We start from the raw sequence: 22505 nt of genomic DNA, 5'->3' as shown, positions 1-22505 counted from the left end.
AACGCTAATTTGAGTAATTTCTATCGAGTCAAAACATATAAACAAGTCTTCAATGAATGACTCAAAGTGAATCAATTAGCAGAAGTTAACTGCACGTTGTCTTTCCACAAATCAGCGGTGAACTCAAGTTAATGCTTGCTTCCATCTATTTCTAGGAGAAAAAATACTGATTTTTCTGAAAACCGCAATTTCACCGAATTTTTTCTGTAACTCTAACTTCTGTGAAAATACGTTGGTAGATATGACTAATGCTGCAAATAAAGGGACTAACCAATGCGTTAATACTTTAAAAAACTAGTTCGAGATTTGAGAGTTCAATTATCTCTCGATTAACGATTCTCTCTAAAACTATCCCTGGTAAGCGATCGCTGAATGCAGATTAGTAATGCTGCCAATTTCAATGAATTGCTGCTTAAAAACTTAACTCTTGGCTTTTATATCGGTAAAAGCAGGAATACTAGTAATTTAGTGCGATTGTTGTTAAATAATTCTACTGAAATTCAGGACGCGATCGGTAGAAAGACGGAGACTTGAGTTGACTCAAGCTACTAAATTCATCTCTTATGACTAGGACTCAAACATCCTTAAATCGAGAATTTAGCAATGGCTCAGTAAAAACACTGGTACTAGCCAATTCTCACAGGAATTGTGCAAAAGATCCCCCCTAACCCCCCCCTTTTTTAAGGGGGCTTTAAGTTCCCCCTTAAAAAGGGGGTTGGGGGATCGAAATCTCTAACTTCAAATGCATATCTTCTGTCTCACGAAATTTCCTTAAACTACTACAAAACTAAGAGGTAAAGCTATGAAAGCTGTTCTACTTGCTGGGGGACTTGGCACTCGTTTAAGTGAAGAAACTACCATTAAGCCAAAGCCAATGGTTGAAATTGGTGGTAGACCAATTCTTTGGCACATTATGAAGACTTATTCTACCTATGGCATTAATGATTTTATTATTTGCTGCGGCTACAAAGGTTATGTAATTAAAGAGTACTTTGCTAACTATTTCTTACACATGTCCGATGTCACATTTGATATGCGCTTTAATCAAATGAACGTTCACTGCGGTTATGCCGAACCTTGGCGAGTCACGCTAGTTGATACGGGAGAATCAACCATGACTGGTGGACGACTGAAGCGAGTCAAAGAGCATATTGGTAGTGAAACTTTCTGTTTTACTTATGGCGATGGTGTGAGTAGCGTCAATATCAAACAGCTAGTTGAATTTCACAAGCAACAAAAAACTTTAGCAACTTTAACAGCAACTCAACCACCAGGAAGATTTGGTGCAATTTGCCTAGAGCAGGAACAAACTAAAATTACTTCTTTCCAAGAAAAGCCTACAGGAGATGGCGCTTGGATTAATGGTGGTTACTTTGTTTTGGAGCCAGAAGTGATTGATTACATAGCAGATGACTCCACAGTTTGGGAAAGCGAACCATTAGAAAAATTAGCTTATAACGAGCAATTATCTGCCTACAAACATGATGGTTTTTGGCAGCCAATGGATACTTTAAGAGATAAAAACTATCTCGAAGATCTTTGGAAGAGCGGTAAAGCTCCTTGGAAAGTATGGTAGGAGACTGAATATGAATACTAAAGGGTGTAATCATTTCTTTATAGGTGTATTAGCGTTGTGTACGACCTTCTTTTGCTTACCAGCAGGAGTACATAAATCTGATGCAAAAATAATTGATTCAGTTACGACGAATGTTAAGCATCCAGAAATCGGTAAGGGGGGTTCTGCTTGCCAAAAGCTAGCAGCTATTTCCCCTGTTAAAGGGAACGGACAGAGGGTTTTCAAGCATTGGGTAAACCGTTGTGGCGAACGGGCTGAAATGGCAACGAAAAGAACCAAGATTGGTAGCACCTACTGGTATGGGTGGTCATTGTTCGTTCCTTCTACTTGGAAAGATACCGATGCAGGATTTGATATCGTCAATCAATTTCCTACTTATCCCAGCCATAACGGTAGATTTCCTAAGAGTGGGTGTGGTGCTTCTGGATCTACAATTTCTCGCCAAGCCAATAAAGGCTTGGTGTTTAATCTCCAACGTAAGGGTGATAACGTAGATGTCCTATGTACCAAACACACCTTAGCGAAGATTTCTGAGATCAAAGGAAAATGGACTGATTTTGTCATGCATGTCAAATGGACGGGCAACAAAGATGGATTCCTTAAACTGTGGATGAAAACAGGTAATAATAAATACATTCAAAAAATAAACTATCAGGGAGCTACCTTTTGGAACGATGAAAATACGGGACCGTATTTCAAGATGGGATTGTATAAGGGCGAGCCTAACTTTAAGGGTCCCGCCCCTCGGTTTCTATATACTGCTGAATATCGGTTAGGGGATGCTAATTCCAGCTTTAAACAAGTAATGCCACGCCTCTCTAAGCAAAAAATAGTTGAATAATTACTATGTTTCAGCTTAAAAATTAATTGCTACGGCAACTCTAAATTACTCACGAACAACAGTTGATTTTATCGTAAGGTGGGCAATGTCCACCTTACACTTAAATTTTTCTAGCCAATGGTAGTTATTCAAGGAGATATTTTTTATGTCATCTTTAATGGGTATACTTAAGAAAAAAATTATGACTGGTCGTCTGAGATCGGCGGTTGGAATGATTCGTTTTCCGCTCCGTCAATGGATGTTTTCCATCGCTACAAAAAAACTCGGCTTAAATATCTTAACTAGAGAAGAAATCCGAAAACATAGAGAACAATATTCTTTAATTCAATTTGGGGAAGAGGAAATAATTCTAGTTGACGAGCCTTACAATAAAAACCCCAGTGAAATTCCCAGCATAATTGCTAGCAGAATTGGTAAAGCGAATACTTTAAACCAACCTTGCGTATTTGAAGTTGCAAATGCTCGGCTAGTAGGCTCTACAGCCGTAGGATTTGATGCAGGCGGAAATTTACTTGCAGAAACACTCAATCCGTTAAATTTAAGTAGAGCTATACCTACACGCACCCATATTCTTAAATACTTCCCTACTTGGGAAGATCGAGTAGATACAGCCTGTTCGATAGTTATGGGTAACGGTAATTATTTTCACTGGATTGCAGATTATTTAACTCGGCTTCAAGGACTTGAATTCTATCAAGAACAAACTGGAATAAAGCCAACTTTAATTATAGATAAAAATCCTGCCAAGTGGCAGATAGAGTCTCTCAAACTCCTGGGATACGAGCCAGAGAATTGTCTATCCTGGAATGGATCGAGCTTAAAAGTCGATCGATTAGTCATCCCCTCCTGGCGACGCGAACGGCGCATCATACCACCTTCTGTCTGTCGGTGGATGCGGCAGCGTATGCTCAGTAATCTAGATAAATTTGAAAGTCAAAGTGAAAGTTTCAGTTCTAGAATCTATATTTCTAGAACCAAAACAACTGGTCGTCAAGTGATTAATGAAGAAGAAGTTTTAGCAGCTTTAGCTCCATTAGGATTTGTAGCTTACACAATGGAGAAAATGAGCTTTGCAGATCAAGTTAGATTGTTTTCTCAAGCAGAAATAGTTGTTTCGCCTCACGGTGCTGCGCTTACAAATACCCTATTTTCACAGAACTTAAGCGTCATCGAATTTTTTGGTTCGTATGGTAGTCCATCTTTCTTCCTCTTAGCAAAAGCATTAGGTTTTCGATACGCTTGCCTTGCGTCAGGATACAGTGGCAAGAATGAGTTTAGTCAGAAGTATAACGGCGTAACAGTAGATGTAGCGAGACTGCAGGTTCTCGTTGAAGAAATGTTATCACTATCGAGCGATCGCTCGTTGTTAAGTATGTCGTCATAAGTCTTGTTAAATTGCGTTCAATCAGCAAACACTAGTTTCTTCAGAAAAGGTTTTGTGATTTTTTCAACGCATCTACTCAAAAAAAATGTCCTGGTTGTTTCTCGTCGAGCATTAGGCGGAACGTTACGACGAATATTTCAAAAGTGGACGTTTTATCTAATAAGTAAATTCAAACTGAAAATTGTAACAAGGAAAGAACTTCTTGCTAATCGCACAAAGGATCGCGTGTTTCAATTTGCCGATCGCGAGACAATTATCCTTGGTAAACCAAGTCATTCCTCGGACGATATAAAAGCGATCGGCAGTACAATTGGTACGTACATCTTAAATGAATCTTTTGTACATGAAGCAGTTGATGCAGAACTTATTGGTTCTATAGCTGTTGGTTTCGACCGCGAAAGAAGCATCATCTCAGAAACAATCACAGGTAATCCAGACTGTAGAAAATACCTACCCGCACAAACTTTAATCTCACAAAAACTTCCTAACTCAGGAGTTTCTCAGTTTGATACAGTTTGCTCGTTAGTGAATTGGAATAGTGGTTATTTCCACTGGATAGCAGATAGCTTAATTCGATTTGAAGGACTGGCACATTATGAAGCCCAAACTGGAATTAAACCAAATTTAATTATTAATCCTAATCCTGCTAAATGGAAACAAGAATCTCTCAGACTTTTAGGATACAATCCAGATGACTGTATTCAGTGGAACGGAGGGAGAATCAAAACTAAACGATTAGTCGTCCCCTCTTTTCGGCGAGAGTACAACATCATATCACCTCAAGCTTGTCGGTGGTTGCGTCAGCGCATGTCGAGCCATCTTCCCGCTATTAGTAGCAATCTTGCTTTTTCACCCAGGATATATATTTCTCGACCCAAAACAACAGGTCGTCATATCATTAATGAGGATGATGTTCTAAAACTCTTAACTCCGTTGGGATTTGTGGCTTACAAAATGGAAGAGTTAAGTGTTGCAGATCAAGTGAGATTATTTTCACAAGCTGAATTTATCGTTGCTCCTCACGGCGCTGGTCTCACAAATATCATTTTTGCTCAGAAACTCAGCCTGATTGAACTTTTTGGTTCATTCGGCAATCCGTGCTTTTTTGCTTTAGCGCAAGCATTAGGTTTTCGTTACGGTTGCTTAGGAGTCGATTTCAATCCGAAAAACAAAAGTGGCAAGTACCAAGGCATGATGGTGAATGTTGTGAAACTACAAGTTTTGGTAGAAGAGATGTTAAACATGAGATATAGCGATCGCCACCCTGTAATTACTACTTATTGACAAGCAACAACTAGCTGGCTACTAGATTGCTTGGCGATCGCAATTTTTCCAAAAGGGTGCGCCAATAACTTAAGAAAAACTGGAAATACAGCTTTTCTTAAGCCGTCCGAACTCCAACTAACAAAAATCCTATTCTTTGCAGGAAAGATGCTGTGGTAAATTTTCTGGTCGCGCCTTTGAGGAATTTGCTCAAGCAAAAGATTTCGGCTGCTCATCGTAGAACAATTGGTGGAGCAATCCGACGCTCAATTCAGCAACAAACATTTCATTTTGTTAGAAAGATCGGCTTGAAAGTCATCACGAGACAGGAAGTTTTTGAAGGCAAGATCGAACATCGAGTTTTTCAATTTAATACCGGAGAAACAATTGTCATTAATAATCCCTGTAATGGTTCTGACCAGATTCGAGAAATTTTAAATACAACTGGTCAACATAATTTGTCACAACCATTTGTCATAGAGGTAGAAAATGCTAAGTTAGTTGGAGCTATAGCTATTGGTTTTGATGAAGCTGGCAACATAATTGCAGAAACGATCTCGGGAAATCCAGACTGCATTAAATATATTCCAGCTCAAACTTTACTTTTGGAAAAGTTGTCTAACTGGGCAGCACCACAGATAGAGGCGGCTTGTTCGTTAACTAACTGGAATAGCGGTTATTTTCACTGGTTGATAGATTGTCTAACTCGACTTGAAGGAATTGAGTACTATCAAGCACAAACTGGAATTAAACCAATTCTAATTATTCATGCTAATCCTCAAGAATGGCAAAAAGAGTCTCTCAGACTTTTAGGATACAACCCAGATGATTGTATTGAATGGAACGACTCTGGCGTTAAAGTTAAAAAGTTAGTTGTCCCCTCTTTTCGACGAGAACACAACATCATATCGCCTACAGCCTGTCAGTGGTTGCGCCAGCGCTTATTGAGCAATCTGTCAGATAATAACAGCAGTCTCTCTTTATCACCTAGAATATATATTTCTCGACCCAAATCAGCCGGACGCAATATCATTAATGAAGCAGATGTCATGGCGATTTTGGCTCCTTTGGGTTTCGTCGCTTATACGATGGAAGAACTTAGTTTTGCAGACGAAATTAGACTATTTTCCCAAGCAGAAATAGTTATTGCGCCTCACGGTGCTGGTCTAACAAATATAATTTTTGCATCCCAGAAATTAATTGTTATCGATCTTTTTGGTTCGTTTGGCACGCCGTGTTTCTTTGCCTTAGCACAAGCATTAGGTTTTTACTACGGTTGCCTGGGAGAGGGCTTCGATCCAAAGAATAAAACTGGAAAGTACAAAGGTATTACGGTAGATATTGCCAAATTGCAAGTTTTACTTCAAGAACTGCTCAACGTTAGAGATAACGATCGCCAAGTTGCCAGTGTAGAAGACACACTATTTCTAACTGGCGACAGTGCCGTCTAAAGAAAGCGATCGCCCCATATACACAAATTCAAGCTTACAATCATGAAAATTCTTGTTACTGGTACAGAAGGCTATCTCGGTTCGTTATTAGCTCCAATTTTGATGCAGCGCGGGCATGAAATCATCGGCGTAGACACTGGATTCTATAAAGTTGGTTGGTTGTACAACGGCACGGCACTGACTGCTAAAACACTCAATAAAGATCTGCGGCAGATTTCAATTGAAGATCTGGAAGGGGTGGAAGCGATCGTCCATATGGCAGAGCTTTCCAACGATCCAGCTGGACAATTATATCCCAACATCACCTACGACATTAATCATAAAGGTTCCGTCCGCCTCGCTACCCTGGCAAAAACAGCGGGAGTGCGGCGCTTTGTCTACATGTCTTCGTGTAGCGTCTACGGAGTTGCAACCGCAGGAGATGTGACTGAAGAATCTCCAGTCAATCCGCAAACCGCTTATGCCGAGTGTAAAACGCTTGTCGAGCGAGATGTCAAGGCAATGGCTGATGATAGTTTTTCGCCTACATTCATGCGAAATGCGACAGCTTTTGGTGCTTCCCCCAGAATGCGCTTTGATATCGTCTTAAATAACTTGGCGGGGTTGGCTTGGACGACCAAAGAAATTAAAATGACCAGTGACGGTACGCCCTGGCGACCCCTAGTCCACGCCCTCGATATTGCTAAGGCGATCGCCTGCACGCTGGAAGCTCCGCGCGATATTATTCATAATCAAATCTTTAACGTGGGTGACACGGCGCAAAATTATCGTGTCAAACAAGTTGCCGAAATCATTGCTGAAACTTTTAAAGGATGCAAGTTGAGTTTTGGCGAAAATGGGGCAGATAACCGCAGCTATCGCGTCAGTTTCGAGAAGATTAACACGGTACTGCCAGGATTCAAATGCGAGTGGGATGCACGGCGCGGCGCTCAACAATTATTCGATCTATTTACTCAAATTGATATGACTGCGGACACGTTTTTATTCAGAGGATTTACTCGGTTGAAGCAGTTGGAATATTTGATTCGGACTCAGCAAATCGATCGCGATTTTTATTGGCAGAAGTAGGAGAGCTAGGCGACTTACAGTCGCCTGGTGCTTTTTAGAGGAGTAATCATGTTAGTTGATGCTTTGAAATTACCAGCAGAAACGCTGGTAGAAACAGACATTTGTATTATCGGTGCTGGTGCGGCAGGAATCACGCTCGCACGCGAATTGCGCGATCGCCAAGAACAAGTTTGTTTGCTTGAAAGTGGCGGACTCGAGTATGAGGAACAGATTCAATCGCTGTATGCGGGAGAGAATACAGGTCTACCTTATTTTCCCTTGAAAGAAGCGCGAGGGCGCTATTTTGGCGGTTCGACTAACCTCTGGGGCGGTTGGAGCCGCCCGATGGATGAAATTGATTTTGAGCATCGTCCCTGGATGCCCTATAGCGGTTGGTGTTTCAGTAAGGCGGAGTTAGACCCCTACTACGAACGGGCGCAAACTGCTTGTCATTTGGGTCTGTTTGAATACGATTTGGCATACTGGCAAGAGGCGTTAGCGCAACAATGTCAAGTCCCCGCAACTACAGAGCAGCTTGCCACTTATCTATGGCAGATCATCCCATGTACTCACTTGCGTTTTGGCGAAGCGTATCGCGCCGAGATCGAGCAGGCAAGTAATATTACCACCTATCTCCACGCTAACGTGCTGGAGATTGAAACCAACGACAGCGCTCAAGCCGTGACGCGGCTGCGGGTGGCAAGCTCCGATGGGAAACAGTTCTCGGTAGCAGCAAAAGTCTTTGTACTAGCAGCAGGTGGAATTGAAAATCCCCGCTTGCTCTTAGCTTCCAACCGGGTGCAAAGTGGTGGAGTCGGCAACCAACACGATTTGGTGGGCAGATTCTTCATGGAGCATCCCTATTTAATTTCTGGCAAAGCCGAGTTATCAAACTCAGCTGAGTTATACACGCGAATTAAGTTTCCCGTGGGTGAAACATTTCTGGCAACAGGCTTAGGGTTGTCCAAAGAAGTGCAAGAACGCGAACAAATTCTTAATTTTGGATTGAGGTTATTAGCCATTGATGAATGGTTAGAAGCATACAAGCGATTGCGATCGCGAACTCAGCAAACAGTCCGACATAAAGCTTTTCCCTCGATCGCAGAAGGGCGGAAGAACGTAGGTAAATCTTCTACAATTGCAGATTTCGTCAAAGTCGCTAGCCGTCCCGATCGCTTTGCTGACAGAATGACGAAAAAACTGTTTCAGCAATCGATTGCGGCGCGACAATTTAATAGTTGCGATACCCATTTAATTGGGGAGCAAGCACCCAATCCCGATAGTCGGGTTATTCTCAGCCGCGATCGCGATAAATTAGGGATGAATCGCGTCCAGCTTGACTGGCGTTTGAGTCCGATTGACAAGTATACAATTGCGCGATCGCAACAGTTAATTGCGGCAGAATTCGAGCGTTCTGGACTAGGAAAAATTCACATCGAACTAACTGACGATGAAGCGACTTGGCGATCGGTAGCTGGCTCGTATCATCATATCGGGACAACCCGCATGAGTAGCAACCCCAAGGAAGGCGTTGTCAACGAGCATTGTCAAGTGCATGGAATTCACAACTTATATATCGCTGGTAGCTCGGTTTTCCCCACCAGCGGACTCTCCAATCCTACGCTCACGATTGTCGCTTTAGCGATCCGACTTGCCGATCGCCTGAAAGATCGTTTGGATAACTCTGCTGAAATCAGTCCAGCAGTTGCAGTTCAGGCTATTTAGTTTAATCGTGAATTTTGTAGAAGAGATCCCCCAACCCCCTTTTCAAGGGGGCTTCTGATTCCCCCCTTTTTAAGGGGGGTTAGGGGGGATCGAGATCTAAAACTTCCAGTGCGTAACCCCTAAACAATTCTGACAGATGAATCACCAGCAACCGCGCCTCAGCATTGGTATGCCCGTGTATAATGCCGAGCAGTTTATCACAGAAGCAATAGACGCAATTTTGGCTCAAACCTATACAGACTTTGAGCTGATTATTTCAGACAATGCCTCCAGCGATCGCACTCAGGAAATCTGTCAAGCATACGCAGCAAAAGATCGGCGGATCAAATACTATCGGAACGAGCGCAATATTGGCGTTCATCGAAATTACAGACGCGCCTTTCAATTAGCGACAGGTGAGTATTTTAGATGGGCTACCCACGATGATATTTGCGCTCCACAAGGGATTGAAAAATGCGTTGAAGTTTTAGATCGAAATCCAGATGTCGTCTTGTGTTACACCAAGACTAAATTAATTAACGAACATGGCACGATTTTAGAGCAAAACTACGATGAAAACCCCCTGCTCACTAATTCACCACACGCTCATATTCGTTTTCGGAATTTGATAATTGACTCTTTTTCTCGACGCTATCGCGGTCAGCAACTTTTTGGAGTCATGCGTCATAGTGTTGCTGCAACAACTCCTCTTTTAGGCGATTACTCTGGTGGGGATAAGCCTTTTCTGGCTCGCATGACTTTATTAGGTAAATATTATGAAGTTCCTGAATATTTGTTCTTTAACAGAGAACATTCTCAGCGTTCTTCTAGTAAGGAGATGAATAGCCCCTACTTACGTATGCGGTTATTCAACCCTGATACCAAAGGAGAAAAACCTGTCTTTCCTAGATGGAGTGTTTTTTTAGATTATTTAAGTGCGATTAAAGACGTACCTCTCAGCCTATCCGAACGAATTCGTTGCTATTTAGTTCTCGGGACTTGGTTAGGAAAAAACAAGAACTGGGAGCAATTAATTAAAGAATTAATTAAGGCATCTGTCTGGTCTATTTATTTTTCTAAACATCGCCAGATGTTAGTACAACAACACCAAGCTGAAATTCCATCAGGTTCATCATAACTGTCATTAGCGATTGGTCATCTGTTAAATCATAACGTCTTGCTTTAAGTTTCAGGCGTGCAACCCTCACGGTAAGGGTCTTAAATCACTTTCGTGAAGTTAGACATACTCAAAACGGAATGGGCTACAAAAAATGAGAATTCTAGAAAAAATTTCTCACAAATCTAATTTAACAGCAAGAAAATATCTGACCAATTTATTGGTGCATGAAGTCAAACTTGAGGAGCATTATAAGAATTCTCAAAGAGTAAATTTACCATGTTCTGGTCAAAATATTTATATACCAGAAACTCAACAGATGAATTTTTTCCGCGAGATTAAGCATTTGCAAGCAGCAACTTATTCTCTTCCAGATATATACACGACTACTTTACACGACGTAACTTACTGTGCAAAATTTGATATTTTGCTGACAAAAACGCGCAAAGTTATCTCGGACTCCATAAATACCACTATCGAGCAGAATAAATACGATGTTGCAGAGAATACTTATTTCAATAAAATAGAAAAAATTGCGGGCGTTTGTGCTGTTTTTCGTTCGTTTGCCAATGGCTATTATCATCAGTTAATCGATAACATTCCGCGAATTTTCTTGCTCGATCAATTGCAATATAAAGACATAAAAGAGATTAAATTGCTGGCTTCAACCAAAATTTCCAGATCGGAAGAGTTTTTGCTCTCAAAAATACTACCAAACAACGTAAAACTTACCAAGGTAAGTCCAGATAAAAATTATGCGATCGAAAATCTAATCTTTCCCTCTTTTCTAACTCGTCGCCATGCAGGATACTTACCTTCTGATTATTTAAGATTTTTCGCAGAGAAAGTAACGCCGCAACGCCCGCGAAAGAAAGTCAATCGTATTTTTATCTCTAGAAGAGCTTCAAAAAAGGGACGACATATTTTGAATGAAGATGAACTATTTGATATGTTGAGTAAGTACGGATTCAAGAAATACCTACTTGAACAGATATCAATTGAAGATCAAATCGATCTTTTCAGTGATAGCGAATACGTTATAGGTTCGCATGGTGCTGGACTTTCTAATATTATTTTTGCTGAAGGAGTCAATGTCTTAGAAATATTTCCTACACAGGAGATTTTGCCGCATTTTTACTTCTTAGCAAAATCTCTGAATCATAATTATGAATACTGGTGCGGTCAGGCAACATCCAAAAACAGCAATTTTGTGGTTAATGTATCAGAGATCGTAAGAATGATAGCTAGTCAAGAAACGTGTCCAATCTAATCTTGTAATCGATAGACATTGGAGAGAGAGCTATTTATTTTTAGCGCTAAATTGTTGTAGTCACAAGTTTTAAGAGGAGTTAAGTAATGAAGTCGCTTTTATCTAAAGTTAAACCAACCGACATATTTTCAGAACCATTTCCTCATATTGTCATTAAAGATGCTTTGGATGAAGAAGTTTACTCAAAGCTGAAATCAGAATGGGCTGATATTGAAATTTTAAGGCAAGGGCAAGACAACAAAGGAACGGATTTATCTAGCAATAAAAGATTGCATTATTTAGCACAAGAAAGTTTAAATGACGAGCGAATTACTCCTTTCTGGAAAGAGTTTATTGCTTTACATACATCCGATACATTCTTTCAAGAGTTTATTGCTATCTTTAAAGACTATATTCTCCAAATGTATCCTGATTTTGAGCAAAAATATGGCTTGTTTGCAACGCTAAAATCTGGATTACGAAAAGTTGACACGTTTGAAAGTGTAGATGTATTACTCGACGCACTGATTTGTATAAATACACCCGTTATTACTAAACCAAATGCAGTCAGAGGCGCGCACATAGATTTACCAGATAAACTATTCGCCGGACTATTCTATATGCGCGATCCGCAAGACACATCGACAGGGGGCAATCTAGAGGTTTATAAATTTAAGAACGACAAGCCTTACGGGTTTAGAAGCAGTGCAATTGATGATTCCTACATCAAGCATGTCAAAACAATCGATTACGATCGCAACGTTCTCATATTATTCCTGAACTCAGTTTATTCATTACATGGTGTTAGCGTGCGATCGCTCACAGATTCTCCCCGCTATTTTGTAAATTTGGTTGGCGAAGTCAAGCAGCCCTTATTCGATCCTACGCAATATCAAGAATTACCTTCGTTCAAAACGAAATACATCAAAAAACTAGAAAACGCTATCAAGAAAGTAGCTCTGGCAGCCAAATAATCGACTCATATAAAGAGGTTTTATTCAGCACATGATCTATAGCGAAACCGAAAAGCTCGCCCCTGACATCACAAATACTATTACCACACCTGCGACAAATACTATTTTAGTCATTTGTCCTCTCCCATATCCCCCAACCAACGGAACTAGAGTTCATATTTGGGGGCTGATTCTGTTCTTCAAACAAACTGGCTGGCGAGTCGTTGTTGCTGCATACAATTGGCCCGGACAGAGAATCTTTAAAGCCGATGGTGAACCTGGGATTGACTTACCAATAGATATAGAATTTCACCTATTTGAACGCAGTTTTCGTTATTCTGTAGCAAAAGATCCGCATACAGCGCAAAATCTGCACAAGTTACAAACGCTGATTGACGATTGCAAACCCCAGGTTGTTTGGTGTAATTATTCCGATCTCGTACCGCTAGTCTCTCAACTCGACTTAAAAGGAGCGCACCTCTGGTTCCGACCGCACGATTTTGAACTGGCGCACAATATAGAAACAGCGATCGCCTCTCGACCCTGGAAAACTGGGTGGAACAATAACACTTTCAAACAAACCGTTAAGTGGAGCAAAAAACTCTTACAACAAACAACCCAAGCCTTTGCTTCCGAGCGCCAGATGCATCGAATTTCCGACCGGATTTTCTTCAATGCATACAGCGACATGCAGTTTATGTCGCGGCTCTACGGTGGGACTGTCCGCAAAGATTGGGTCGTCCCTTTTTTAGAACGGGAACGCATTCCGGTAAAAGATAACAAATCACCGCTCGATGTCGTCTACATCAGCAGCAATTACGTCAGTCCGACTCATCTATCGGGAGTGCGACAGCTGCTACAACGAGTCATTCCGGCAGTCGAGCAAGCCATGCCCGATCAATTCCGCTTTCACTTTGTTGGTAAGGGTTGTGCCGAGCATTTAAGCCAGTATGCCTCAAACGCGATCGTCATTCACGATTTTATTGACGATTTGTCAGCTTTCATGCGCGACAACATCGATATTGCTTGTTTGCCAGTGGAAATTGGCTGGGGATGCAAGATCAAAGTATTAGAAGCAATGGCTTCGGGATTGCCTGTGATTGGTTTGCCTCAGACTTTTCGCGGCGTACCACCAACACCAGGAGCTTACTATGCCTGTCACAGCACGCAGGAATTTGTCTCAGCCTTTAGAGCTTTACAAGATACAAACACACGCCGTCAAGCAGCGAGTGCGGGATTAGCCACCTATACAGCATGGCGGAATGAAGGACGGCAAATTCTGAGCGAGGCATTAAATCAGTTAGTAGGGGCGGGTTTAGCAAAAGATTCATGTTGAGGACGATAAATCCGCGTTCAAAACCCGCCCGTACGCCAATTGTAGGGGCGGGTTTAGCGTCGAGTCCGATCGCCATCACCGAGAATCTACGCCCAAAACCCGCCCGTACTACCACGCACCACGCACCACGCACCAGATCGAGGTATTGAAAATATGCAATGCATAGAGCCAGAGCCTAAAACTTATGTTTTACAAGTTGTCGAGCTGCTCAAACAAGAAGCAGATGCAATTATCAAAACAGCAAATCAGTTACAGCCAGAGGGTATAGAACGGGCAGTTGAGCTGTTGGCTGATTGTCACGGTAAGGTTGTCTTGGTGGGTGTTGGCAAGTCAGGAATTATCGCCCAGAAAATTGCTGCAACTCTAACCAGTACGGGGACATCAGCGGTTTTTCTGCACCCATCTGATGCCTTGCATGGTGATATTGGAATTGTGGCTGGAGGTGACGTTGCTGTCATCTTGAGTAACAGTGGCGAAACCGATGAATTGGTTGCCATGTTGCCCTATCTTAAATGTCGGCAGATCCCAATTATTGCGATCGTCGGCAGACTGCGTTCCACGCTTGCTTACAATGCTGATGTCAGCCTCAATGCAGCAGTCGATCGCGAGGCTTGTCCGTTTAATTTAGTCCCCACCAGCAGTACAACTGTCGCCTTAGCAATTGGAGACGCACTGGCGATCGCCCTGATGCACGTCAAAGGTTTAACCCCAGAAGCGTTTGCATTTAACCATCCAGCGGGACGATTGGGCAAACGCTTGACTCTTAGGGTAAGAGATTTAATGCACGCTGGCGCGCACAATCCCGTTGTTTCGCCTGAAGCCGCTTGGATTGAAGTCTTGAGTGCAATCAGCGAAGGTGGTTTGGGTGCTGTCAATGTCGTAGACGATCTGGGTTGTTTAGTCGGAATTATTACAGATGGCGATCTGCGACGATTGCTACAAAAAGTCAAACATCAAGAGTTGGAAACGCTGACAGCAGGGACGATCGCCACAGCAAATCCAATTGCGATCGCCCCCGATATACTTGCCTACCATGCCTTGGAATTGATGGAAAATCGCCCTTCCCAAATTTCTATCTTGCCCGTAGTTGAGGAACAGCGGTGTATCGGTTTAATTCGGGTACACGATATAGTCCGCAGCGGTATTTAAATCGGGAGTGGTAATTCGTAGTTGTTGGTTGACGGTTGTTTTTTCTCCCTCAGCTCAAGAGCAGCTCTCTTCCCTGCTCAGAAGCTCCCTATCCCCTGTTCCCTAATAACTGAAAATTATGAATATTTTGGCTGTGATTCCAGCTCGCTATAACTCGCAACGCTTTCCTGGCAAACCACTAGTCAGAATTGACGATCGCCCAATGGTGCAATGGGTTTATGAAGCGGCTAAACGTTGTCCGGCTTTCAGTCAAGTTGTGGTGGCGACAGATAGCACGGCGATCGCTGACTGCGTGCGTCGGTTTGGTGGGGTGGTAGAAATGACCCGCAGCGATCATCAAACAGGTACGGATCGAGTTGCAGAGGTTGCAGAACGATATCCTGAAATGACGGCGATCGCTAACGTCCAAGGCGATCAACCTTTTGTCACCGCCGATATGCTGACTCAGCTCGTCACTCCTTACTTGCAAGGAGAGTCACCCGATATGACGACCCTAGCCTGTCCGCTGCATGAAGAGAGCTACAACGATCCTAACGCTGTCAAAGTCCTGTGCGATCGCCGCGATCGGGCGCTCTATTTCTCCCGTTCTCCCATCCCTTATTACCGTAATGCGGGTTCTGCACCAGTATTTCATCACCTCGGACTCTACGCTTTTAGTCGCGATTTTCTCGCCAAATACGCTCAGCTGACTCCGACACCATTAGAACACTGCGAAGGTTTAGAACAGTTGCGCGTACTCGAACACGGTTATTCGATCGTCGTTTGCCAAACTCAAAAAGCCGTACTGGAAATCAACACGCCGAGCGATCTGCTACAAGCGCAAGCCTTAATAGCTCAAAGCACCATGAAAGAAGTCGTAAGTCGGAAGTCGTAAGTCAGAAGTCAAAAGTTAAAAGTCAAAACACACTCCTCACTCCTCGCTCCTCACTCCTCGCTCCTCACTCCTCACTCCTCCCTACTCACTTAATAGGAAAATAACAATGCGCGTTATCGTTTGGGGTTTAGGTTACGTCGGTACAGTTGTTGCTGCTTGCTTGGCGCAAGCCGGACATGATGTCATAGGTGTAGAACTCAACCCAGAAAAGGTAAAAGTCTTTAACAGCGGGCGCAGTCCGTTAAAAGAACCCGATCTCGATGAATTAATTCAGCAAGGAATCGCTCAAGGACGGTTGCGTGCTGTAACGGATGGCGAACAATACGTCGCTGAAGCTGATGCTTCTCTCATCTGCGTTGGTACGCCTAGCATGGCTGATGGTAGTCCAATGCTCAACTATATAAAAGGAGTTGCCCAACAGATCGGTAGCGGGTTGAAGCATTCGCAACGCTATCACGTTGTCGTTCTCCGCAGCACGGTTTTTCCTGGCGTGACCCGCGATTTTCTCCTACCATTGCTAGAACAGCATTCGCTCCGTTCTGCTGGTGAGGACTTTGGTTTGGTAGTCAATCCAGAATTTCTGCGCGAGACTGAAGCAGTCACAGATTTTCACGCGCCTCCTTATACCGTAATTGGTGAATTAGACAAACGCTCGGGTGATGCGATCGCTCAACTCTATAGCAATATCCAGGCTCCTTTACATCGCGTGGCATTAGAGGAAGCGGAACTGTTGAAGGTAGTTAACAATACATTTCACGCCCTCAAGATCGGGTTTAGTAATGAAATTGGTCGAATTTGCGATCGCCTGGGAATAGATAGTCACGTCCTGATGCAGCTCGTTTGTGCCGATACTAAGCTCAACATCTCCCCTGCCTATCTCAAGCCCGGATTTGCTTTTGGTGGCTCTTGTTTACCAAAAGACTTGCGCTCTCTCATTTTCAACGCTCGGCAGTTGGGGGTCGAAATCCCGATTCTAGACTCGGTGCTACCCAGCAACACGTTGCAAATCGAAGCAGCTCGGATCAAAATTCACGAAACTGGTGCTAAGCACGTCGGGATCTTGGGTTTGAGTTTTAAAGCAGGTACGGACGATCTGCGCGAAAGTCCCGTCATCAGCCTCATCCGTCAGTTGTGGCAGGATGGCTTAGAAATATCGGTCTACGATCCAGACGTAAATCTAGAAGTGCTATTGGGCAGTAACTTAGAATACCTGCAACGCCAGCTACCGCAAATCGATCGCATTTTGCGCACAGATATCGATAGCGTGTTGAATGAATGCCAAACTCTAGCGATTACTCAAAAACGACCGGAATTCAGCAACATACAAGGACTCAAGAGTCACGTTGCCGTTCTCGACTTGGTGCGGTTGAGCAGCGATTCTGCTGTTACAGGCTTGGCTAACTATGAAGGGATTTCTTGGCAGAAGAAACAGCCTGCAAAGAAAATCTTACCATTTGCGGGCAGCGATCGCGCTAACAACAAAGACGTTGCTCCTATCGCTAGGTAAGCATCTCTCGTACGGGGCGACTGTAAGTCGCGACTACACAGAAGCGGGCGGTTGGGCAACGGGTTGCCCAACCTTAGCCGCGTACAAAACCCGCTTGCGCGGGTTAAGAGTGCTATTGTTCCTCAGTCCGCGCAGGCGGACTTTGCTTGTGTAGCTGCGAATTCTATTCGCCTGAACTATTGTCCCTTGTGTAGAATTTTATCGCTCATCGAAACTAGAAATCTCATGATTCAAACCCAAATTTCCAAAACTCTCTCCATTGGCGATGGCTGTCCTCTCACCTTAATTGGTGGTCCCTGCGTGATTGAGTCGGGGGACTTTACGCTGAAAATGGCAGAGGAAATTGCTAAAGTGTGCGATCGCTTGGGTGTTTCTTTTATCTTCAAGTCTTCCTTTGATAAAGCCAATCGCACGTCAATTAATTCTTTTCGCGGACAACCGATAGAATCTGGACTCAAAATTCTCCAACGGGTAAAAGAGGAAGTCGGAGTCCCAGTACTCACCGATATTCACGAAAGCCACCAAGCGGTGACTGTAGCAGAAGTCGTCGATGTTTTACAAATTCCGGCTTTCTTGTGTCGGCAAACCGATCTGCTTTTGGCAGCAGCAGCAACAGGTAAAGTTGTCAATGTCAAAAAGGGTCAGTTTCTCGCACCTTGGGATATGAGGCAAGTCGTGCGCAAGTTAGAAGCAGGTGGAACCAACCGCATTCTTTTAACCGAGCGCGGGACGAGTTTCGGCTACAACACTTTGGTAGTAGATTTTCGGTCTTTACCACAAATGCGATCGTTGGGTTATCCCGTAGTCTTTGATGCTACCCACAGCGTTCAAATGCCGGGGGGACAAGGTGATAAATCTGGCGGACAGCGCCAATTCGTACCTTACTTGGCAAGAGCCGCCGCCGCCATTGGAATTGATGCCTTATTTATGGAAATTCACGAAGATCCAGACAATGCACCAAGTGATGGTCCAAATATGATTCCCCTGGCTCAATTGGAAACGGTGTTGAGACAAATTGTCAGCATCCGTAACTGTTTAGAAGTAACTCCCGCTCTTGTGTAACATGACAACCATTTTTGAATTTGAACCCGAACTGCGATCGCATAGCAACTTTCAAGGAGATTCGCACAAGATTTCTGAAAGAGATGCGCGCTTGTCGCAAGTCAAATTGTTAGTTCTTGATGTTGATGGTGTCCTCACAGATGGGGGTCTTTACTACTCGGAAAGCGGTGAGGTTCAACAGCGATTTAACATTAAGGATGGACAAGGATTAAAGCGATTGATGTACTCTGGCGTAGAAGTTGCCATTATTACAGCTAAGTCCTTTTCATCCACCCTTCATCGCGCCAAAGATTTAGGAATTTCTCACGCTTATCTGGGGATTAAAGATAAATTACCGACTCTAATTCACCTGTGTCAAAACTTAGACATATCTTTGTCTCAAGTGGCATATGTTGGTGATGACATTAACGATCTAGAAGTCATGCACGTTGTTGGCTGTCCTTTAACAGTAGCTGATGCCATGCGTGCCAATCAAGACTGCGCTCTTTACGTCACGAAATTACCTGGAGGACAAGGAGCAGTTCGTGAAATCTGCGATCTCATTGTTGCCCTCCAAACGGTGAAATAAATTCACTTGCACAAAAATAAAGTATGTCAACATCAAAAACAATTAAGCGACTTATCGTTTGCTTTGGTAGCATTCAATTCGTCACGGTTTTGTCAGTCATGAATTATCGAGAGAAGACGCGACAAGATCGGAATTTGCAGTATGAAAATTACCTGCTAATTACTCCTCTATTTTCTCCCCAAGGGCAAAGTGAGGAATTTGCTGCTTTGATTGAAAAAATGGCTCGGTCGATTTGTACTTGGGAAAAAGTTGCTTATATGCCCTTGGAGCAAAAACAAGCAATTTCCAAACAAGTGAAGCAGTCTGGTTTATCTAAAGTGACTGACTTGGTTCATGCATTAACCGGGAGTCAGCATTTTGATGAAATCTTTCTGGCGCATGAATACGATTTTGAAGACCAGTTGGTGATGAATCTCTATCAAGATGCCGAAAAGATTTGCTACGGTAATGGCATTGGAGTTTACACGGCACAATCGGCTTTTCCGAAAGCTAATTTATTGAGAGATTCGCGGAATTATCTAGATTTTATCTATAAGTTGTCAAAAGAAAAAATCAGAGAGTTTCTACCTCGAAAGCGATCGTTGAGCGAACAAAAGCTAGACATTGGTTATTTCTCTCTTCCATTTGCTTTTGGACAAGAACCTGCAATTCCAGTAGTTATTCTTGACAGGGATGTTTACCGAGAGACTTTTCACAAGTTAAGCGCGAAGCTATCTGAGTTTATCGATGTTAGTTATATCGAAAACCTATGCGATCGCATCCGAACTGCTCCCACGTCAATTTTACTCACAAGCAATTTTTCTGAATCGGGCAGGATCTCATTAGAAAATGAAATTGCTGCCTATCGAGAGTTTTTGGTAACTAAAGGAATTCGTCCTGATGAAGTTCTCTTAATTAAACCACACCCTAGAAATTCTAGAGAGAAGCTACTGCAATTAAAGGCTAATCTTAGCGATCTTTATGCAGATGTAATTCTGCTAGCTGAAGACTTTTTGTTTTATCTTCCATTTGAATTAATTTTCATGAAAGTCTTCTTAAATCCAGAATCATCTAATTTGCAAAATCCCAGAGTTTTTACATTTAGCTCTGCTTGTTTAACGTTGGAGTTTGTTTTAGATACCCGTTGTACTCTGGGCTTCGGTAGCGACATAGTACAACAATTCTTTTATCCCGACCATGTAGAAAGTAGAAGCCAACATGAAGCCGATCTACTATCTACAATTCAGGGAATTAGGAACTTAAATCCAGTTCTCGTCTAATAATAGTTGAACCTATCATTACAAATCAGGGGGAGGAATTATGTTAAATCACCTCAGCATTTCTACTAATCCATTGAAAAAGTGGAGTCACTCCACTTGGCATAATTTAGAGGTTAGAGAATGTTTAAAAATCATCGCGATCGATATCAAAAGCGGATAGATTTTGGCTTTCTTAGATCGATAACGAAGTTAATTCTAGTCTTGGTAACAATTTGGTTGATGCCTTTGAGTAGTAAAGTCAAAAGTGACACTCTCGTTTTTCTCAGTGATTTTGAATCGGGTTACTCTGAGTGGGGAACAGAACTTTGTTGTAACTATTCAGCTGAGATTGTAAACTCTCCTGTCCGCGCAGGAAACCAAGCTATTAAGTTTACTCTGAAAAAAGAGGATGCTCACCTTTATGGTGTTAAGCGTGCCGAATTGAAACTTGGAGAAGTTCCAGCAAATTCAGAAATATGGTACGGTTTTAGTATTTTTTTACCTTCCGATTACCAGCAAGATCCATCTGGTGAAATTATCGCTCAATGGCACGATCTACCGGATAAAAGCTTAGGTGAAACTTGGAGATCTCCAGCTCTTTCTCTCAGTACAAACAACGGTAGATTTCTTGTTAATAGAAGATGGGATTCAAAGCGGGTTACAGTAGATAATGTACCAGAAGGTAAAGAGACGATAGATTTAGGTCTTTACCAAACCGGAAAGTGGACGGACTTCGTGTTTCATGTTAAGTGGTCTAGTGGTTCAAATGGTCGATTGAAGGTTTGGCAAGATGGCAAATTAGTTGTGAGAAGAAATGAACCGAATAACTATAATGATGCGAGGGGACCATATCTCAAAATTGGAATATATAAGGGTGATTGGAAAAACCAGCCAGATAAATCGATCGTTAGCGAAAGAGAACTTTATTTTGATGAAGTTAGGGTTGGAGATGCTAACGCTAGATACGAAGATATTGCTCCGCGCGATTGAGTAGAAAATTATTCAGTAGCGAATAAAGGCTATTATTGAGATGGCTCACTTTCACGGGCTGCATCTACCAATTCGATGAATTAATATTATTCAAACTAATATTGTTTGACTCGGCAAAGTTGAAAATATATATTTAGTAAAATTTAAGCGTTGAAATTGAAGCATTAGATATGGGTGATGCCCAACCGGAAACACAGTCAATAAGCGTAAGGTGGGCATTGCCCACCCTACTACTGATGAATTATCTAAAAGCTAACTTAATCAGCAATTTCCGACTCCCGACTCTGGTACGGGCGGGTTTATCCGCACAATTCCGGGTTCTTTCAGGGATATCCTGTAGAAACCCGCCCATACGACTCCCCAAACTCAAGAAAACTAAAATTCCTCATGACTTAATTCATCGGCGGGACATCGTGTTTACTCGGGGTAGACAACGCCCGCTGAAAATGGACATCCTTCACCCTAAAATTTTACCTGAAATGCCCATGCCTGGTCTGATATGGATACATGGTGGAGCGTGGATGGAAGGAAGTAAAGAGCAAGGAATCGAACTGTTACTGCCCTTTGCTCGCCAAGGGTATTTGTGCGCTAGTATTGAGTATCGCTTGAGTCATGAAGCAATTTTTCCAGCCCAAATTGAAGATTGTAAATGTGCAGTGCGTTTTTTGCGCGCTCATGCGAAAGAATTGCATTTAAATCGCGATCGCATTGGGGTCTGGGGTAGGTCGGCGGGTGGTCATTTAGCGGCGCTTTTGGGAACAACTGGCGGCGTTGAAGAATTGGAAGGTGAGGGGGGCTGGGAGAATTTTTCTAGCCGCGTCCAAGCTGTGTGCGACTGGTTTGCTCCTACGGATTTCACCCGCATAAATGACTTTCCTCGGCAGATCTCTCATAGCGCAGCTGATGCTCCCGAGGCATTGCTGATCGGCGGAATTGTGGAAGAAAATCAGGAAAAAGCAATGCAGGCAAACCCGATCGCTTATGTCAATGAAGATGCTCCCCCTTTCGCGATTTTCCATGCAGATGATGACTTTATAGTGCCGCTCAATCAAAGTCAATTATTGTTTGAGGCGCTACAGCAGGCGGGAGTGGAGGTGTCGTTAGAAATTGTGAAAGGCGGCGGACACGGGAAAAAATTTGATTCTCCCTTGCTACTGGCGCAGTTAGAAAACTTTTTTCATCGACATCTTTACTAA

Annotated in this window: 21 protein-coding genes; all 21 read left to right on the top strand. The window is 42.8% G+C overall.

Going from position 1 to position 22505, the window contains the following annotated elements:
- Positions 1–372: 372 nt before the first annotated feature.
- Positions 373–534: a hypothetical protein gene (locus N4J56_RS31015; protein WP_317110158.1), complete on the top strand. Its 162-nt coding sequence runs from the start codon at positions 373–375 to the stop codon at positions 532–534.
- A 268-nt stretch (positions 535–802) separates the two neighbouring features.
- Positions 803–1576, top strand: a complete 774-nt coding sequence (gene rfbF / locus N4J56_RS31010) for a glucose-1-phosphate cytidylyltransferase (RefSeq protein ID WP_317110156.1) — start codon at positions 803–805, stop codon at positions 1574–1576.
- Positions 1577–1586: 10 nt separating this feature from the next.
- Positions 1587–2417 carry a heparin lyase I family protein gene (locus N4J56_RS31005; protein ID WP_317110155.1) on the top strand — a complete coding sequence of 277 codons (831 nt, stop codon included), beginning with the start codon at positions 1587–1589 and terminating at the stop codon, positions 2415–2417.
- A gap of 145 nt (positions 2418–2562) precedes the next feature.
- The gene (locus N4J56_RS31000; protein ID WP_317110154.1) at positions 2563–3801 is read left to right on the top strand and encodes a glycosyltransferase family 61 protein; all 1239 of its coding nucleotides are present in this window, start codon (positions 2563–2565) and stop codon (positions 3799–3801) included.
- A gap of 54 nt (positions 3802–3855) precedes the next feature.
- Positions 3856–5085 carry a glycosyltransferase family 61 protein gene (locus tag N4J56_RS30995; protein ID WP_317110152.1) on the top strand — a complete coding sequence of 410 codons (1230 nt, stop codon included), beginning with the start codon at positions 3856–3858 and terminating at the stop codon, positions 5083–5085.
- A gap of 152 nt (positions 5086–5237) precedes the next feature.
- Positions 5238–6515 carry a glycosyltransferase family 61 protein gene (locus N4J56_RS30990; protein WP_317110151.1) on the top strand — a complete coding sequence of 426 codons (1278 nt, stop codon included), beginning with the start codon at positions 5238–5240 and terminating at the stop codon, positions 6513–6515.
- Between the two features lie 42 nt (positions 6516–6557).
- A complete protein-coding gene (locus tag N4J56_RS30985; RefSeq protein WP_317110150.1) occupies positions 6558–7583 on the top strand; it encodes an SDR family oxidoreductase in 1026 nt (341 codons plus the stop codon).
- Between the two features lie 48 nt (positions 7584–7631).
- Positions 7632–9287 carry a GMC family oxidoreductase gene (locus N4J56_RS30980; protein WP_317110148.1) on the top strand — a complete coding sequence of 552 codons (1656 nt, stop codon included), beginning with the start codon at positions 7632–7634 and terminating at the stop codon, positions 9285–9287.
- A 136-nt stretch (positions 9288–9423) separates the two neighbouring features.
- Positions 9424–10404, top strand: a complete 981-nt coding sequence (locus tag N4J56_RS30975) for a glycosyltransferase family 2 protein (RefSeq protein ID WP_317110146.1) — start codon at positions 9424–9426, stop codon at positions 10402–10404.
- Positions 10405–10537: 133 nt separating this feature from the next.
- Positions 10538–11653: a glycosyltransferase family 61 protein gene (locus tag N4J56_RS30970; protein WP_317110144.1), complete on the top strand. Its 1116-nt coding sequence runs from the start codon at positions 10538–10540 to the stop codon at positions 11651–11653.
- 86 nt (positions 11654–11739) lie between these two features.
- Positions 11740–12606 (top strand): hypothetical protein, encoded by an 867-nt coding sequence (locus N4J56_RS30965; protein WP_317110142.1) that lies wholly within the window; start codon positions 11740–11742, stop codon positions 12604–12606.
- Positions 12607–12637: 31 nt separating this feature from the next.
- Positions 12638–13921, top strand: a complete 1284-nt coding sequence (locus N4J56_RS30960) for a glycosyltransferase (RefSeq protein WP_317110140.1) — start codon at positions 12638–12640, stop codon at positions 13919–13921.
- Positions 13915–14070 carry a hypothetical protein gene (locus N4J56_RS30955; protein WP_317110138.1) on the top strand — a complete coding sequence of 52 codons (156 nt, stop codon included), beginning with the start codon at positions 13915–13917 and terminating at the stop codon, positions 14068–14070. The genes N4J56_RS30960 and N4J56_RS30955 overlap by 7 nt, the downstream gene beginning before the upstream one ends.
- Before the next feature lie 4 nt (positions 14071–14074).
- Positions 14075–15070 (top strand): SIS domain-containing protein, encoded by a 996-nt coding sequence (locus N4J56_RS30950; RefSeq protein WP_106166111.1) that lies wholly within the window; start codon positions 14075–14077, stop codon positions 15068–15070.
- 118 nt (positions 15071–15188) lie between these two features.
- On the top strand, positions 15189–15944 hold the full coding sequence (gene kdsB, locus N4J56_RS30945) for a 3-deoxy-manno-octulosonate cytidylyltransferase (protein ID WP_317110135.1): 756 nt from the start codon (positions 15189–15191) through the stop codon (positions 15942–15944).
- Between the two features lie 106 nt (positions 15945–16050).
- Positions 16051–17451, top strand: coding sequence for a nucleotide sugar dehydrogenase (locus N4J56_RS30940; RefSeq protein ID WP_317110133.1), 1401 nt, complete (start codon positions 16051–16053; stop codon positions 17449–17451).
- Positions 17452–17676: 225 nt separating this feature from the next.
- Positions 17677–18513 carry a 3-deoxy-8-phosphooctulonate synthase gene (gene kdsA, locus N4J56_RS30935; RefSeq protein ID WP_317110131.1) on the top strand — a complete coding sequence of 279 codons (837 nt, stop codon included), beginning with the start codon at positions 17677–17679 and terminating at the stop codon, positions 18511–18513.
- Position 18514: 1 nt separating this feature from the next.
- Positions 18515–19081: an HAD-IIIA family hydrolase gene (locus N4J56_RS30930; protein ID WP_317110129.1), complete on the top strand. Its 567-nt coding sequence runs from the start codon at positions 18515–18517 to the stop codon at positions 19079–19081.
- Positions 19082–19104: 23 nt separating this feature from the next.
- Positions 19105–20340: a polysialyltransferase family glycosyltransferase gene (locus tag N4J56_RS30925; RefSeq protein WP_317110127.1), complete on the top strand. Its 1236-nt coding sequence runs from the start codon at positions 19105–19107 to the stop codon at positions 20338–20340.
- A 120-nt stretch (positions 20341–20460) separates the two neighbouring features.
- On the top strand, positions 20461–21309 hold the full coding sequence (locus N4J56_RS30920) for a polysaccharide lyase (protein WP_317110125.1): 849 nt from the start codon (positions 20461–20463) through the stop codon (positions 21307–21309).
- Positions 21310–21479: 170 nt separating this feature from the next.
- On the top strand, positions 21480–22505 hold the full coding sequence (locus tag N4J56_RS30915) for an alpha/beta hydrolase (protein WP_317110123.1): 1026 nt from the start codon (positions 21480–21482) through the stop codon (positions 22503–22505).

It is taken from the genome of Chroococcidiopsis sp. SAG 2025 (assembly GCF_032860985.1).
Lineage (GTDB): Bacteria > Cyanobacteriota > Cyanobacteriia > Cyanobacteriales > Chroococcidiopsidaceae > Chroococcidiopsis.
The sequence above is the reverse complement of the archived record's forward strand: the minus strand, read 5'-3'. Positions and strand labels throughout refer to the sequence as shown.